This is a genomic window from Streptomyces sp. NRRL S-350 (assembly GCF_000719705.1).
Taxonomy (GTDB): domain Bacteria; phylum Actinomycetota; class Actinomycetes; order Streptomycetales; family Streptomycetaceae; genus Kitasatospora.
On the sequence record NZ_JOHO01000001.1, the window covers coordinates 239,849 to 254,164 of the forward strand.

14 protein-coding genes are annotated in these 14,316 nt (G+C 70.3%); all 14 read right to left on the reverse strand.

Annotated elements, in window-relative coordinates; genetic code table 11:
* Positions 1-28: 28 nt before the first annotated feature.
* The 14 genes from IF30_RS0101270 to IF30_RS0101335 all read right to left on the reverse strand — a co-directional run bounded on the left by IF30_RS0101270 (position 29) and on the right by IF30_RS0101335 (position 14,302).
* Positions 29-1,144 carry a hypothetical protein gene (locus IF30_RS0101270; protein ID WP_030230664.1) on the reverse strand — a complete coding sequence of 372 codons (1,116 nt, stop codon included), beginning with the start codon at positions 1,142-1,144 and terminating at the stop codon, positions 29-31.
* Between the two features lie 274 nt (positions 1,145-1,418).
* Positions 1,419-2,195 carry a GP88 family protein gene (locus IF30_RS0101275; RefSeq protein WP_030230666.1) on the reverse strand — a complete coding sequence of 259 codons (777 nt, stop codon included), beginning with the start codon at positions 2,193-2,195 and terminating at the stop codon, positions 1,419-1,421.
* Entirely contained in the window at positions 2,192-2,587 is a 396-nt protein-coding gene (locus IF30_RS0101280; RefSeq protein WP_051708982.1) for a hypothetical protein, read from the reverse strand. Before IF30_RS0101280 ends, IF30_RS0101275 begins: the two co-directional genes overlap by 4 nt.
* Positions 2,577-2,849 carry a hypothetical protein gene (locus tag IF30_RS0101285; protein WP_158834674.1) on the reverse strand — a complete coding sequence of 91 codons (273 nt, stop codon included), beginning with the start codon at positions 2,847-2,849 and terminating at the stop codon, positions 2,577-2,579. The genes IF30_RS0101280 and IF30_RS0101285 overlap by 11 nt, the downstream gene beginning before the upstream one ends.
* A gap of 214 nt (positions 2,850-3,063) precedes the next feature.
* Entirely contained in the window at positions 3,064-3,564 is a 501-nt protein-coding gene (locus IF30_RS0101290; RefSeq protein ID WP_030230675.1) for a hypothetical protein, read from the reverse strand.
* 326 nt (positions 3,565-3,890) lie between these two features.
* Positions 3,891-4,313, reverse strand: a complete 423-nt coding sequence (locus tag IF30_RS0101295; protein WP_030230679.1) for a hypothetical protein — start codon at positions 4,311-4,313, stop codon at positions 3,891-3,893.
* Positions 4,310-4,876 carry a helix-turn-helix transcriptional regulator gene (locus IF30_RS43145; protein WP_051708983.1) on the reverse strand — a complete coding sequence of 189 codons (567 nt, stop codon included), beginning with the start codon at positions 4,874-4,876 and terminating at the stop codon, positions 4,310-4,312. Before IF30_RS43145 ends, IF30_RS0101295 begins: the two co-directional genes overlap by 4 nt.
* 122 nt (positions 4,877-4,998) lie before the next feature.
* Positions 4,999-5,463: a hypothetical protein gene (locus IF30_RS0101305; protein ID WP_030230684.1), complete on the reverse strand. Its 465-nt coding sequence runs from the start codon at positions 5,461-5,463 to the stop codon at positions 4,999-5,001.
* A 37-nt stretch (positions 5,464-5,500) separates the two neighbouring features.
* Positions 5,501-7,756 carry a hypothetical protein gene (locus IF30_RS0101310; RefSeq protein ID WP_037898578.1) on the reverse strand — a complete coding sequence of 752 codons (2,256 nt, stop codon included), beginning with the start codon at positions 7,754-7,756 and terminating at the stop codon, positions 5,501-5,503.
* Complete coding sequence (locus IF30_RS0101315) at positions 7,756-10,467, reverse strand: hypothetical protein (RefSeq protein WP_030230690.1); 2,712 nt, start codon at positions 10,465-10,467, stop codon at positions 7,756-7,758. Before IF30_RS0101315 ends, IF30_RS0101310 begins: the two co-directional genes overlap by 1 nt.
* Positions 10,467-10,862 (reverse strand): hypothetical protein, encoded by a 396-nt coding sequence (locus IF30_RS0101320; protein ID WP_030230692.1) that lies wholly within the window; start codon positions 10,860-10,862, stop codon positions 10,467-10,469. The genes IF30_RS0101315 and IF30_RS0101320 overlap by 1 nt, the downstream gene beginning before the upstream one ends.
* A gap of 163 nt (positions 10,863-11,025) precedes the next feature.
* Positions 11,026-11,709 carry an NUDIX hydrolase gene (locus IF30_RS0101325; RefSeq protein WP_051708984.1) on the reverse strand — a complete coding sequence of 228 codons (684 nt, stop codon included), beginning with the start codon at positions 11,707-11,709 and terminating at the stop codon, positions 11,026-11,028.
* Between the two features lie 158 nt (positions 11,710-11,867).
* The gene (locus tag IF30_RS0101330; protein ID WP_234322540.1) at positions 11,868-12,965 is read right to left on the reverse strand and encodes a DUF4417 domain-containing protein; all 1,098 of its coding nucleotides are present in this window, start codon (positions 12,963-12,965) and stop codon (positions 11,868-11,870) included.
* Positions 12,966-12,982: 17 nt separating this feature from the next.
* A complete protein-coding gene (locus IF30_RS0101335) occupies positions 12,983-14,302 on the reverse strand; it encodes a ParB N-terminal domain-containing protein (protein WP_051708985.1) in 1,320 nt (439 codons plus the stop codon).
* Between the last annotated feature and the right edge of the window lie 14 nt (positions 14,303-14,316).

Sequence of the window (14,316 nt, forward strand, 5' to 3'; positions counted from 1 at the left end):
ACCGCGAAGGCCGGAGCGATGTCTGCCATCAGCGGGCTCCACCGAGCTTGCCGGGGCGGCGGATGAACGTGTAGGCGGTCGAGCGGTACCACTTGGGCTCGTCGACGGCCGGCTCCTGCCCGTCGTCCGGGGTGCGGTCGGCCGGCGCCAGCAGCCCGCCGTACAGGTACGTCCGCATCGACGCCACGGTGGTGGCCTTGCCCCGGCCGCGCACCTTCCCGTCGAGCTTGCCGATCTCCTGCAGGGTGAACAGGTCGGTGTCCGCGCCCGCCGGCAGCTTCAGATCGTCCCGCAGCGGCCCCGGAGCCTCGGCATCCCGGCGGGGAGCACGCACGGCTGCTCCCAGGCGGCCGGGGCGGCGGATGAAGGTGTAGGCGGTCGAGCGGTACCACTTGGGCTCGTCGACGGCCGGCTCCTGCCCGTCGTCCGGGGTGCGGTCGGCCGGCGCCAGCAGCTTCTGCGACAGGTAGTTCTTCAAGGTGCCGACGGTGGTGGCCTTGCCCCGCCCGCGGGCCTCGCCGTCGAGCTTGCCGATCTCCTGCAGGGTGAACAGGTCGGTGTCCGCGCCCGCCGGCAGGTCCAGGTCGAGCAGGTCGCCGGAATCGGCATGCGACTTCGGCGCGGCTGGCTGCCGGCCGGCTTCCTCCTTGCGCGCTGCTGTTCGGCGCGTGCGCCGCGGCCGGGTGATGTAGGCGTAGGCGGTCTCACGGAACCACATCGGCTCGGTGACCGTCGGCTGGCCGCCATCGTCGGGGGTGCGGTCGGCCGGCGCCAGGATCCCCTTGGACGGGGACAGGTAGCTGCGCAGGGTGGCGACCGGAGTGGCGTCCCGGTTCAGGGCCCGGCCCTCGAGCTCGCCGATGCGGCGCAGCGTCAGGAGATCGCGAGGACCGCCCTTGGGCAGGTCGAACGGGTTCTTCTTGCCCTGCTGGGACTGCACCCACGTGCCGAAGTGGTGCTCGCGCAGCCACGCGTCGACCTCGTCCTCGTCGTAGATCTGCTGCCCGCCCTGGCCGGCCGTGAAGAGGACGTCGGGGAAGCCTTCCTCCTGGGACCACTTGGCGGCGGACGTCCGGTCTACGTTGTACCGCGCCGCCATCCTGTCGAAGTTGGTGTGCTTGCGCTCGTAACCTGCGGGAATCATGATCGCTCCATCGGGGCCAGCTGGGCCGGCGGTAGTGCCGGACCGCCCACGGGGGCGACCGGGCTCTGTCTGTCCTCACGGCCGGCGGGTCCATCCGCCGGCAGCTCTTGTGTGCTGGCCGAGTGCCGCAGGGGGCGACCTCGCCAGCGAGATTACCCAAACTCATAGACTTCCGCAACGTGGCGGGGTGGCGTGTCCCGCGCGGCGCGGAATGCCGCGAGGGCGGGCCCAGCTGAGTGCTGGACCCGCCCCCGCGCCACTGTCGGGCATCCGGTCACGATGCCAGGCGGAATGTCTTCTCGGTCGCGCGCTGATTCTTCTTCGCATCCAGGGCTCGCTGGCGGCTGGAGAATGTGTCCGCGCCCTGGAGCTTGAGAAGATGCGGAATCCGGTTGGCTGGAATTCCGACGAGGGGTGAATCGCTGAGCACCGAAAGGAGGTCGGACTCAGTCTGGTCGGAGTATCCGGCGGCGATGAGTGCCTCCACATCGGGAAAGACGTCGGCATGCCTCTCGTTCTTGAGGTCGATGAGGTGATCCTCGCGCCCGCCGAGACTGTAGCACCAGAGAAAATTGTCGGGGGCGTCGTTCTCGACCAGACGCCGGAAACGGGAAATCTCCTTGGTGTAGCAGTAGAATCGAACGGTCGGCGCCCCCCTCATAATGCGCATCCATGCCAACAGATAATCGTCCGAGAAGAAATCTCCGGAATCGTGCAAGCGAATCCACTTCCCGTTGTAGCGGGAGTGCGTCAACTCCTTCGCCATGCGCTCCTCCCACTCCTTCGGAGAATCCCGGCACAGTAGAAGGTTGCGAATGTGCGCAGCACGGACGTTGCTGAACCTGTAGGCCCCGACCCGGGCGTAGCAAAGAGATGCACACGCGCCGGCCTGACTGCACACATTGAAATTCTTACCATCGGGAAGTTTGATGACGAAAGCCGGTAGGGTCCAGTTGAAAATACCCTCCTTGCGCAGCTGTGAATTCTGCGTGAGAAGCCTTTTCTCGGCAGGCTTCTTCTTTGCCGGGGCGGTTTCAAGCGTGGTGGTCATTTCATCGTCTCGCAGAGGTCGGGGGTGGTGGCTCGCTCGCCGGGGCAGTAGGGGTGCGGGGCGGTGCAGGCGTGCACGCCGAGCGCGGTGACCCCGCCCTCGGCGCGGGCCAGGACGGCGAAGCCCTTGGCCAGTGCGGTCCGGGACGAGCTCTGGTGCCTGCCTCCGAACTGGAGGTCGTCGCCATGGAAGGCGATCTGCTCCAGAGCGTCGGAGCGGGCACGGTCGATCTCGTCGGCGGTCGCGTTCCGCTGCTCCGCGATGAACAGCGGAACCATGAACAGCAGCCAGTCGGCCAGCCGCTCGCGGAACCCGTCATCCGATGGCGCGCCGGTCCGGGCCTTGGGGTCGAGCAGTACGAGGCCGAAGGGGCCGTGGGAGTCACCGGTCATCGCGGGCTCCCGTGTCGGCGCCGTGGCCTGACGGCTCGATGCCGAGGATGTCGACGAGCGCGACGTCGGTGATCCGGTCCAGCGTGGTGTCGGTGCATGCGGCGGACAGGACGCCCGGCTGGAGGTCTTCGACGTAGCGGCGGATCGCCGCGGGATCGGCGCTCGAACCGTCGGGGAGGCTCAGGAGGAGGGTGAGGTCGTAGAGGGCGGTCCGGGCCGCCTTCACATGCACAACGACGGTGGCAGGGGCAGAGGGGTTCACTGCTGCTCTCTCGCTTCTTGTGGAGGCGGGCGACGTCGGCTCGAGTCCGCGACTGGGACAGGTCGGTGCTCGCGGCCGGGACGGGTTCCACACCAGATGGGATGCGCCGGCGTAGGGGGCGCGGCGCGCCGTTCATGCAGGGTGCCCCCGGCTCGAAGAGCCGGGGGCACCAGGGATGTACTGGGGCACCGGGGGCGGCGCCGGGGCGAGCCGGTCAGTCGCCGCGCACCGGGCAATGGGCACGGTGGACGGGCGAGGAGCGGAACTGCGGGGCCTCGCGCTGGTCCCGGGCGGCCATGAGCAAGTCACCGAAGTCCGCCAGGGAGTCGATCGCGACGGAGGGAACCGGAGAGAGGCAGGCGTAGCACGGCGCGATCACGCTGAAGGCCAGCCGGGCGGACCCGGCTTCGTAGGCGGCGATGAAGAAGTAGCTCCGTCGGCCGTGCGAGAGCTGGACGCGGCCCGCGCGGTAGTGCTGCGCCCCGGGGAACAACGGGTGGTTGGCGTCCTCGTACACGCTCAGCCGGATGCTGCCGTCCAGCCCCAGCCGGTGGCGGAGCAGTGCGGCTACGCCCTCCAGCTCGGAGTCCGAGTCCAGGATCGTGGGCTCCGGGCCGGAAGGGATGCCGCTTTCCGGGCCGGTCGCGCGGGCGATGGCGGCCCGGAGGGCGGCGTCCTCTATCGCGTCCAGATCAGGGCTGATGGTTCCGGGCATGTCGTCTCCTCGACGGGGATGGCAGAAGGGGGTGAGGCCCGGACCGGCCGGGAGGGGTGGCCTGGTCCGGGCCTCATGGCCCCGCCGCCCGGGGGGAGTGGCGGAGGGGCGAGCCGCGCGAGGCGGCTCCTACGGAGTGGTCTTCGCTGTGAGGTGTTCTCCCGCCCTCACAGCAATGACTATACGCATACTCGTTGACTTAAGCAACATGCAGGACTGTGTTTTCCACCGGTCTCCGCCGATGTCGGTCCGTACGGCCAGGAGTCGGGCCGCGCTCGGCGGCCTCCGCCGACTGGAGGCCGCCGAGCGCGGGGGGCTCGCGCTGGCTATGCGGCGAGCGAACCGACCCGGTCCAAGATCTCCTGCGCGCAGGCGAACGCTTCCCGCTTGTGCCCGTAGGAGGGAACCCGCAAGTGCATGCACTCGTGGGCAAGCGCGCGGTCGGCGTCCCCCCTCGTCGCCACCATGCTCAGGTTCATCACCATGAGCGGCGTCGCCAGACGGGCGCCGGGCTCTCCCCGGTAGACCTGGGCAACGTAGTGGGGGTGGAAGGCCAGGCCGGTGACCTCGGCGTACCAGGCGGTGTCGAAGGTGAGGGTGAACGGCCGCTCCGCCGCCTGGCGGAACAGCTCGGCGCGCCCCCGAAGCCAACGCGTGTCGACCGACAGTTGGGCCTCGCAGGGAGGGAGTCGGCTGAGCAGGGCCTCGTGCCGGGCGACGGTCAGCGGGTGCCCCCGGTGGGAGGTCATCGGGACTCACCACCCTCGCCGGCCGCCAGGCGCTGCGCCAGGTGGAGCAGGTCCTCGGTGGCCATACCGAAGTGGCCCGCCAGGCCCTCCAGGAGAGCGCCCTCCAGGACGAGGGGCGCCGGCCGAGACGCCTGACCGGCCACCGATGCGGCGTGGGCGGCCTCCACGGCGTCGCGTTGCACTCCGAAGAGTGCGGCGAGGCCCTCGGCCGCCTGCGGTGCCAGTGTCTTGGTGCGTCCCTGCTCGAGCATCGCGTACGTGCTGCGCTTGTGCCCCGCGGCCGCGGCCGCTGTCGGCTGGCTGACGCCCGAGCGCTCTCGCAGCTCCCGCAGTGTCACGACGGTCGGCCGGCACAGGTCGGTGACCTGGCAGTCGAGGGCCTCGGCCAGGCGCGAGAGCGTGCCCGGGTCCGGCAGGCGCTCCTTGGCCTCGTACTGGTTCAGGACCGTCACGGTGACGGCGGTCTCGGAGGCCAGCTCGCTCGGGGTCCATCCACGCCGACCGCGGGCCTGCGCCAGGAGCCGGCCGTCGAAGCTGCTGACGCCGCGTCGCGTGGTCCGCATGCCGGTACCTCCTCCGTTCCTTCGGCGCCGGCCCGGGCGCCGGCGGAGCGCCGCCGGCGAGCTGCCGGCGGCGGGACCATCATGCCAAGACGCTGCGGGCCGACCGGTTGCGGTGGCCGCGGTCACGAGAACTGCCCGTGCCACGAGTCGGAGTCCAGGGCGTCGAGCTGTGCTTCCTCCTCGCGGGTGAGCCGGTCGGTGAAGCGGTCCCAGCGTTGCAGTTCGGCCAGTTGGTCGCCTTCGGCCGGCTGCACGATCGCGGTCTCGCCGGACTGCAGGAGCAGTACGACGTCGCCGTTCTCCTCCAGGTGGGCCCGCGTCCAGCTCAGCCCCCGGCGCCGGGTCGCGCTGAGGTTGAACAGGTAGCCGAGGTCCGCGGACTCCGCTCCGCCGACGAGCGGCCGTATCCATATCAACTGCGGGTCGTCCTGGTCGACGCGGTGGTGACGGGCGAGGGCCTGCAGGAACACCTCGGCGCCCTCGTCGTCGAACACCCTGAGCTGTGCGCCGGCGTCGACCGGATCCCCGCTGCTGCTGTGACGGCCGGCGATGAGGTCAGCGAGCCGGGTCTGCCAGGTAGTGCTCATGCGGACATTCTCCTTCTGTGCGGGTGGGCCTGTGGCCTCAGTGGTTGCTCTTCACGACGTCCTCGACGGGCTTGCCGCCGAGGTGGGTGATGCCGCGGGCCTTGAACGACTCCAGCAGCGCCGTGCGCTGGTGCGCGTAGTGGCAGACGATGCGGCTGGGCGCCTCCTTGCCCAACAGGTCGATGCCGTCGCGGAACATGATTTCGTTGTTGGACGCGTTGTGCGTGGCGATCTTCAGGGGATCGCGGGTCAGTCCCGACGCCTTCTTCTTGTCCGGGCTGACCCCGTACTTGTCGCCGTTGTAGGCGTAGTAGTCGGACCGGCGCATCAGGACGGACGGGTCGTCCCAGATCAGCTGGCCGCCGTAGCCCGACCCCGGGGTGCTCGAGACGCGGAGGAAGACGGAGTTCGCCCCGCCCGTGTACTTGTCGGCCTGCTCGGACATGCCGACACCGCCGCCGATGCCCATGACCGCGCGCTTCTCCGTGGAAGCCAGCACCCCGGTGCCGAACAGGGCCACCATGTCGCCGCTGCCGATGCTGTGCGTCAGCGACCGGCCCTTGTACGCCTCCTTGATCTGCGCCGTCTTGCCCGTGACGTCGAACCGGGACCACGTCAGCCAGCCACCGGACGTCGCCGGCGTGGGGTCGTACCCGGAGCTGGCTGCCAGCGCGTCCCCGCTGTCGAAGCCGGTCGCCTTGGCGACGGCCTCCCTGAGCACCTTCACCTTCTTCGGCAGGACCTTCTGCGCGGCTTCCAGCTGGATGCGCTTGACCTGGTAGTGGAGCTCGTCCTCCCCCAGCCCGATCAGCGACTCGGCGCGCTGGTGCACGATCTCCTGGACCTGCAGGTCCTCCAGCCCCTTGGCCTCCTCGAAGGCCGCCTTCATCCCGGGAGCGGTCGCCAGGTTCTGCGCAGTCACATTGTTGGACAGGTAGGTCCATTCGCCCTCGGCGGCCGTCATCGGGGCGTTGACCAGGTGCAGCTGCTCCAGCCGGTCGACGAGCTGCTTGCCGTGACCGGCGCCGACGGGCGCGTGGACCTCGAGCTGGCCGCGCATCGAGAACTCGGTGCTGTGCGGGTCGTTGGCCGCGTACGGCCGGTACACCGCGCTCCAGCCGTCGCCCAGGTCGATCGCGTACTCCTTCCCGTTCGCCTTGCTGCGGCTCTTCCCGTCCCAGGACGACTCACCGCTCTCCCCGTCGAGCGAGGCCTTGATGCGGCTGGCGTCACGCAGCTGCGCGGTGAGCGTTCCCGGCTCCGGCTCGTCCGCCGGCGCCGGTATCTGCTTGGTCACCGTCTTGGTGACCGGCAGGCCGTGCGCATCGAAGTGCGCCATCGGCGCACCGCCGTTCTGGATCTTCTCTCCGACGGTGTTGACCTGGTCCAGGTAGTACTGGGCCATGGCCTTCTCGTCGTCCGTCAGGTTCGGCGAGGCAAGTACCGCGTTCACCGCGTCGAGGGCCTTCTGGTGCTTCTGGATCGAGGCCTCCGACATCGGGCCGCCGCCCTTGAGCTTGTGCTGCACCGAGGTCGTCGCCGCGGTCACCAGCTCGGCGAGCTTCGCCTTCTTGTCCAGCGCCAGCCGCTCCTTGGTCTCCTCCTCGACCTGGACGTCGACCATCTTGGTTCCCGACACGCTCAGCGCGTCGAGCAGCTTGCCCTCGGCCTCCTCGCTGACGTGCGCGAGCAGCACCTCGCGGGGCCCATCGGGGGAGAGGTAGGAGACCAGCGCCGCCTGCGAGTTGAGGAAGTCCTCTCCTCCGACCAGAATCGGCGTACCGAGAGCTGCGCCGGCCACCGGAGCGTCCGGAACGGGCGTCAGCGGCGGATCGACGTCCTCCGGCTCCTCCTCCGGCTCGTCCTCGGTCTCCTCCTCGAATGCGGGTCCGGCTCCGACTGCGCCTTCGGCTTCCTCCTCGGCGGCGGGGGTGAGGGCGGCGACCTCCTCCTCGGCCGGCTCGTGCACCTCGTGTTCATCAGCCTCGTCCACGGGAGCGCCCGCGGCCTCCGGTTGCTGCTGCTCCTCGGGCGCTGCGGTCGGCGGCATCTCACCGCCCGCCTGCCCGCCGAGCACCGGCTCACCGTCGGTGGTCCACACGCCGCCCTGCTCGGCGAGCGGCACCTCGCCGGTGAAGTCGGGCATCAGCATCGACGCCAGCAGCGCCGGGTCAATCTCGCTCACCGGCTCGGGGCCGGTAGCCGAGAGGTTCGGTGGCGCCGGTGGCGCCTCGGTCGAGACCGTCGGGGAGACGGCGTAGGACTCGTGGCTGCTCTTCGAGTTGGTGCCCATCACTCAGCTCCGTGCTTCAGCGACGCCGCCTGCGGCATCTTCAAGTCCTTGACGAAGAACTCCGCGAACGACTTGCGGAGGTTCTGCTTGCGCTCGACGGCGTGGTCGAGGAACGCCTCGGCGATCTGCTCCGTGCTGACCTTCGCAGCCGCGATGCCGTGCTTCTTGGCGGCCTGCTTGCGCATCGCGGGCACCCAGTGCACGCCACTGCCGGCCTTCGCGCCCTCGTACGCGGTGGAGTGCAGCATGGAGCGCCACTGGCTGTCCGGGATCGCCTCGAAGCTCTTGATCACAGGCTGCACGACGGCGTGGTTCACCTTGACGCCGTCGGCCAGGCCGCCGCTGAGTGCCGCGGAGTAGAGCTTCTGGTGGACCGGGTCGTACGACCCTCCACCGGAGGGGGCATAGCCGAGGGAGAGCTTGTCGCTGCCCCAGTGCTTGAACGCCTGCCCCCTGTCGATCTGCACCAGGCCGCCCGACGCGGTCCGCAGCACGTTGGCCTGGTGGCCGTCGTGGTCACCGACGATCCATGAGCCGACGTGGGAGCGCACGATCGAGTCGACGTCCGACTGCGACCACTTGTGCGGGTCGGACGCGAAGTGGCTGGCGCCCTTGAGCATCGGCTGGACACTGCCGACCTTGCCGCCGACTTCCTTGACGTATACCGGGACGGCGGGGACGCCGCCGAGCGAGAGAGCGTGGGAGGCGGCCGCCTCCGAGTGGGCGATCACCCCGCCGTTGTGGTCGGCCTTGAACAGCCAGCTGGAGCCGTCCGGCGCGGAGTGGAGCGTCTTGCTGTAGGTGCCGCCGAGGTTGGCGGGCGTGCCGGCGCCGAAACTCCACGAGCCGACGACGTCGGAGTCGATCCGGGCCGGCACGTCCTGGGCGGTGGCCTTGACCTGCTGGAGGCCGGCGATCAGTGCCTGGACCTTGCCGTTGAACGATCCCGGAGCGGCCGGCTTCTTCGGGGCCTTCGGGATCGGCTTCTTCGGTCCGGCCGTGGCGGCCTGGGCCAGTTGCTGCGCCTGCACGGGGCTGGCGCCCATCTTGATCGCGGCCTCGACCTTGCTCTCCTGGGTCAGCCCGCCGGCGCCCGCAGGACCCGCAGGCGGGGCGGACGTGGTGCCCGTGCTGCTCGCGAGCTTGGACTTGAGGGCGTTGACCGCCTCGTCGGAGGCGAGCGGGGATGCGGCCTTGGCGGCTGCGGCTGCCTGCTTCTTGGCCACTGTCGCCTGGACCTTCGCGTTGATCGCGTCCTTGTCCAGCGCGGGGTTGAAGCTTGCGGCGATGTAGCCCTGGAGCTGGGCACGGTTGGCCTTGCCCGGGTCCGGCATCCCCAGCTCGCCGGCCACCGCGCGCAGATCACCGACCTTCTGGTTCTTCGCCCAGGCGTTGAACTCGGTGGTGAGCGCCTTCGGGTCGACCTGGTGGGTGTTGAGGAGCGCGGGGTTGGCGAAGCCGATGTCGACGGGAGACTGCAGGGTCTCGTGGATCCACCCCTGCGCGTCCTGCTGCAGCGTGTGCAGCTCGCCGGTGCTCTTCGCCCAGGAGGCGACCTGGGCGGCGGCTTCGGGGCTGCCGGCCAGGTCGGGCAGCGTCAGCTCGGTGTGGATGTCCTGCTTGCCGCCCTGGTGGACGTCCAGGGCGTTGTCGAGCGCCTTGAGTTGGTCCTTCCGTGCCTGAGCGGTCGCCTTCAGCGCCTCTTTCTCAGCCTCGGGCGTCCCCGTGCGCAGCAGCCCGACGAGTTCGACCGGCTTGAGGTGCTGGGCTTCGGTCAGGGACATCTCCCCGGACGCCAGAGCGTCCTGGACCAGCGGCATCACGGTCGACTGGTTGATCTTGGCGACTGCGAGGGGGTCGCCGGTCCACACCTGGATCTGGTTCTTCGTCGTCTCCAGGTCGGGGGTGTCGGGCGAGTGCGCGGTCAGGACCTGCTTCTCCGCGTCGAGGAGGTTCTTCAGCTTGTCGCTGTCCAGCACACCCTTCGCGTAGGCCGCCTCGTGGCTCGCCTGGGTCCACGTGTCCACTGCGGCCTTGAACTGGTCCGGCGTCGCGGCCCACGTTCCGGCCGGCGCGTCGGGGGCGCCGCTGGTGCCCTCGATCTGCTGGAGGTCGGCCAGGGTCATTCCGCCGACCGTTTGTCCGGCCGCGAGCTGCTCGTATCTCTTCTGCGCGGCGGCCTGGATCTTCTGCTTGGACGGGATGTCGTCGTTGTAGTACGGGTCGAGCCAATGGACGAGGGGGTGCTGGCCCTTCCCGGACAGGCCGACCAGGGCCGGGTGTTCGAACCCCTTGGCGGCCGCGATCTGCTGCAGCTCTTCCGGGTCGAGCGTGTTGAGGTAGGCCAAGGACTGCGCGCGCAGGGCGTCGAGCTGCACCTTGACCTCTTCCTCGGAGGCGCCCTCCTCCTTCATCTGCTCGATGGCCTCCCGAGCGGCCTTGATCTGGTCGGCGAAGATGTCGTACCGCTCGACCGGGTCGTCGGGCAGCTCCGGGTAGTTGCCGGTCGCCACGCCGTTGCCGATGGCGAGGGCGTCCAGGTTGTCCATGGCCACCATCAGGTCGGTCGTGGCCTTGACGAGGCCGTCGCTGAGCTCGGGCTCCGTCGGCGCGGCGGCCAGTCCGACCCCCTCACCCCCCTCGACGGTCTCCGGAGCGCTGGCGGGCGCGATGGCGTAGGACTCGTGGCTGCTCTTGGAGTTGGTGCCCATCACGCACCGGTCCGCGGAGGCAGTGCGGGGATGACCTCGCCGAGGAGCTCGTCCAGGAGGAGATCAGCGGCGTGCCGCAGGTCCAGGGCGCCCTCGGGCAGGTCGGCCGCGGCGATCTGGCATGCGCCCGCCTCGGCCTCCCACCGGGCGATCCGCTCGGGCGAGACTCCCTCGGCCAGGCGCTCGCGCCAGGGGTTGGCCTCGTCGTAGACCAGGGGCACCCAGACGACGTGCTGCGCGGGCTCTGCGTCCTCGGCGGTGTCCAGTGCGAGGACGGCGACGGGGTCGACGGGCATCCCCAGGGCGGGGTGCCAGACCATCAGGATCCACAGCTTCCAGGTGGTCTCGGTGTCGGGTTCAGTGCTCGTCGGCTGTGGCTCGGGGGGTGTCGACATGGCGGAAGCCCTCCTTTTCCGGGTTCGAGGGATAGAGGTGTCGAACCCGGCCTCCGTGTGACCGAGACCCGGGGAGAAATCTCCGCCCGCCCCGGGAAGCGCGACCGCCCGCCGACCGGGATCGGTCGGCGGGCGGCTGCGGGAGCGGGCACGGCGCGGTCGATCACACGCCGGCCACCGCCCGGTGCCGGCCGGCAGGCTTCGCACCGGCGTACAGGGGAGCAGCGGGGGAGGTCAGGCCGTGCAGCCGGGCCCGGTACAACAGGGCGATGGTCAGGCCGTCGGTGATCTGGCCGTCGCGGACCATCCCTTCCGCCTCCTCGAACGTCATGGTGATCGCCTTGCGGATGCCTTCGGAGGCGGCGAGTGCACCGACCGAAGCGATCAGCGCCGCGAAGAGGCGGACCTCGTCGCCCAGGGCGCCGGTGTCGGGGTGGATCCGGCCGAGGGCCAGCAGCTCGGGGGCGTGAGCGCCGATCTCCTCGCCCAGTTCCTTGGCCGCGGTGTCGGCTGAGGTCAGACCCGCTGCACCGAACCCGCGCGGAGCTTCCAGGTGCCAGGACCGAGTGGCGTGCCGGAAGTGCTCGACGAGCACGAGCTTGCCGTCGGGGAGCACCGGGAGGACGGCGGCGCCGGGCTGGGGGGAGGCGCTCATCGTGCGCAGGTAGGTGCCGGGCCGGCCTCCGGGGAAGGTCACGGCGTCGCAGAGCACGATCCGCCTCGTGTCCTGGTAGATGACGCCTCCGGCGCGGGCGACCGCGTCAGGGGAGGTCTCGATGTCGATTCCGCCGGGGGTGTTCTTGAACCATCCGGGCCGGGCGGCCCTGAGAGCGTCGTACTCGTGCATCGTCGGTGTCCCTTCGGTGGAGGTGCCGGTGGCCGGGCGTTCAGGCCTGTTCGCGGCCGGACCGTGGTGGCACGGGTCCGGTCGAGGCCGGGTACTGGAAGCCCTGGCCCGGGGTCGGCAGATAGAGGTGCCGCCTGGGGCCGTCGTGTGACGGCTGCTCATCGGGGCGGCAGGAGCGAGGCCATGAACTGGACCGTGGAGGCGAAGGCGTCGCCCGGCCGGGCGTGGACGTCCTCACGGCCGTTCGCGGTCATGATCGCGCCGTGCAAGGCGTACTGGTGGGGATTCTGGCTGACCAGGGTCAGTCGGTTGCCGAAGAGCGCGACCACCTGGGCGATCCTGTCGATCCGCGACAGGCCGGTGAGGATGATCGGCATGTCGGCCGGCAGGTTCTCCGCGAGCCAGTAGAGACCGGGCAGCGCCCACGTGTCCCAGTTCGAGTTCTCCCTGACGGTCTGCAGGTTGACGGCGATCGCCGGCGGCGGCGCGTCCTCGATCCAGGAGGTGTAACGCTCGAGGTCCTCCAGCCGGAACCAGTAGATGTTCGGAACGGTGGGCACACCGGCGTCGGCGAGCTCCTGGGCGATCAGAAGGCACCGGCGCATGTTGAGCAGGTGTTCGGTCCGAGGCCAGTTGCCGTAGATCGAATAGTTGGGGGCGAGCACCAGATCCCAGCCCTGGGCGGCGATCTCCTCGACCAGGCCGTCCCGCTTGCGGTACGTCCAGAGCGCTTCGACCAGCGGGTCCTCTCCGTAGCCGACGAGGACCGCCTTCTGGCCCTCGCGCAGGGCGAGGACCTCACGGGCCTGCTTGCCGGCGAAGCGCGGGTAGATCGAGTGGGTGTCGGGGGAGAAGACCCGGCGGAGGCCAACCCCGTACGCGGGCCAGCGCAGGCTGGCGTCCAGCTGCGTGACGTTCGAGCCGTCGGTCATCGGGATGAAGGCCGGGAGCTCGGGCAGGGCGCCGTCGATGGTGATGTCGTCGAAGGTGAGGGTGCCGCCGACATCGGCCATCCACTGCGCGATGTCCGTGCGTGATCCGCAGCGGATCGGGCAGCCGCCGCACGCACCGGCCGGCGAGCCCGCCTCGGTCGCGGAGCAGCTGCAGTACGAGCAGTCCGAGTTGCTGCCCGAGCAGAGCGGCTCGACGGTTGCCGGGCCTCCCCGGCCGTCCGGGCCGGCCCAGAAGGCGCAGCTGCGGCAGTCGCAGCCGCGACCGGGCAGGGGCAGGGGCTGCGGCTGGCCTACTCGGGGCATCTGAAGGGAAACGGTGGTCATGCGGCGGTCTCGCTCTCTTGGATCGGAGTGGGGTTGGTGGCGTCGGCCAGGTGCTGTTCGAGCTCGCGGAGCGCCAGGCGCAGTGACCCGCGGTCGAACCGGGGGACTTCCCGGCCCGCGCGGACCTCGGCCAGTAGGCCGCGGAGTCCGTCAAGGGCGCTGCGGACCACGTGGGAGTCCGCCGCGGGAGCTGGAGGGGGAGTCGGTGGCGTGTTGTCCTGCGCGGGAGGAGCGGGAACGGCGGCGACAGCTGGGTGCTCGACCTCGCCGTCGGGCCCGGCGTCCTGGATCTGCTCGGGGGTCTCGTCGGCTCCGTCGGTCTCCGTGTCAGCGGGGCTGAAGGGCTCGGGGACGCGGGTGAGCGCGCGGCGGCGGCCGTCGTTGGCCCGCTCCAGGCGTTCCTCCGCGGCCTCGATCACCTCGTCGGGCTCGAGTTCCGGTGCCGTCAGGCCGATGTCGACGGCACTGGGCAGCAGGTGCAGTCGGCTGCTGCTCTTCAGCGCCGCCCAGATGTCGGCCGCCGCGGCCTCGCGCCCGCGGCGCAGCGCCGCGAACTTGATCCTGGTGTTGAGACGGACGGCCTCCTCGTCCATCTCCTCGGTCAACTCCCGGGGCAGCTCCCGGAAGGCGCGCACGAGTTCGGTGGCTTTGCGCTCGGTGAGCTGGAGGCCGAGGCGGCTGAGGACCTCGGTCCAGGGTGCCGCGCAGCTCTGGTCCGTGCCGCGGATCTTCTCCAGGGCCTTGAAGCGTTCGACGCTGTCGGTGATGGCGTAGACGTGGCCCGGGACGGGCTTGCCGGCCCGCAGCAGCTTGCCGACCAGCACGGCGCACCGCTGGTACATCAGGGCAGCGGCCTGCTCGCCCGGGCGCAGAGGCTCACGGGCGAAATTCTCCACGAACCTCCACATATGCCGCTCTTCGTCGCTGAGCGGGCCCGGGCACACGACGGCGGCCAGCGCCGCGAAGTGCGGGTTGTCCGGCAGGTTCTGGGCACCCCAGCGCATGGCCCGCAGGCGGCGCTCGCCGGTGACCAAGCGGATGGTCGGGGCGCGGCCGGCGACGGTGATCTCTTCCGCGAGGACGGGTTCGAGCATGCCCACGACCGACATCGACGAGATGAGGTCGGACAGTTCCTCGGGAGCGGTCACGTCGCCGGGCTTGCGCCCCTGGGGCTCGGTGAACGGGCTGCCCGGCCCGCGCATCGGCAGCATCTCGAAGCGGCGCTGCCTCAGCTTGGCGCTGCGGTGCAGGATCTCGGTCAGCTGGATCATGCTGCCACCCTCGGGCGGTGCATCTTCCACCGTGGCGATGGTCATGAGCTGGTGTCCTT

Bases quoted from the DNA above. Each gene is read 5' to 3' on its own strand.
- IF30_RS0101270 (WP_030230664.1), bottom strand. From the start codon at position 1,144: ATGATTCCCGCAGGTTACGAGCGCAAGCACACCAACTTCGACAGGATG.
- IF30_RS0101275 (WP_030230666.1), bottom strand. From the start codon at position 2,195: ATGACCACCACGCTTGAAACCGCCCCGGCAAAGAAGAAGCCTGCCGAG.
- IF30_RS0101280 (WP_051708982.1), bottom strand. From the start codon at position 2,587: ATGACCGGTGACTCCCACGGCCCCTTCGGCCTCGTACTGCTCGACCCC.
- IF30_RS0101290 (WP_030230675.1), bottom strand. From the start codon at position 3,564: ATGCCCGGAACCATCAGCCCTGATCTGGACGCGATAGAGGACGCCGCC.
- IF30_RS0101295 (WP_030230679.1), bottom strand. From the start codon at position 4,313: ATGACCTCCCACCGGGGGCACCCGCTGACCGTCGCCCGGCACGAGGCC.
- IF30_RS43145 (WP_051708983.1), bottom strand. From the start codon at position 4,876: ATGCGGACCACGCGACGCGGCGTCAGCAGCTTCGACGGCCGGCTCCTG.
- IF30_RS0101305 (WP_030230684.1), bottom strand. From the start codon at position 5,463: ATGAGCACTACCTGGCAGACCCGGCTCGCTGACCTCATCGCCGGCCGT.
- IF30_RS0101310 (WP_037898578.1), bottom strand. From the start codon at position 7,756: ATGGGCACCAACTCGAAGAGCAGCCACGAGTCCTACGCCGTCTCCCCG.
- IF30_RS0101315 (WP_030230690.1), bottom strand. From the start codon at position 10,467: ATGGGCACCAACTCCAAGAGCAGCCACGAGTCCTACGCCATCGCGCCC.
- IF30_RS0101320 (WP_030230692.1), bottom strand. From the start codon at position 10,862: ATGTCGACACCCCCCGAGCCACAGCCGACGAGCACTGAACCCGACACC.
- IF30_RS0101325 (WP_051708984.1), bottom strand. From the start codon at position 11,709: ATGCACGAGTACGACGCTCTCAGGGCCGCCCGGCCCGGATGGTTCAAG.
- IF30_RS0101330 (WP_234322540.1), bottom strand. From the start codon at position 12,965: ATGCCCCGAGTAGGCCAGCCGCAGCCCCTGCCCCTGCCCGGTCGCGGC.
- IF30_RS0101335 (WP_051708985.1), bottom strand. From the start codon at position 14,302: ATGACCATCGCCACGGTGGAAGATGCACCGCCCGAGGGTGGCAGCATG.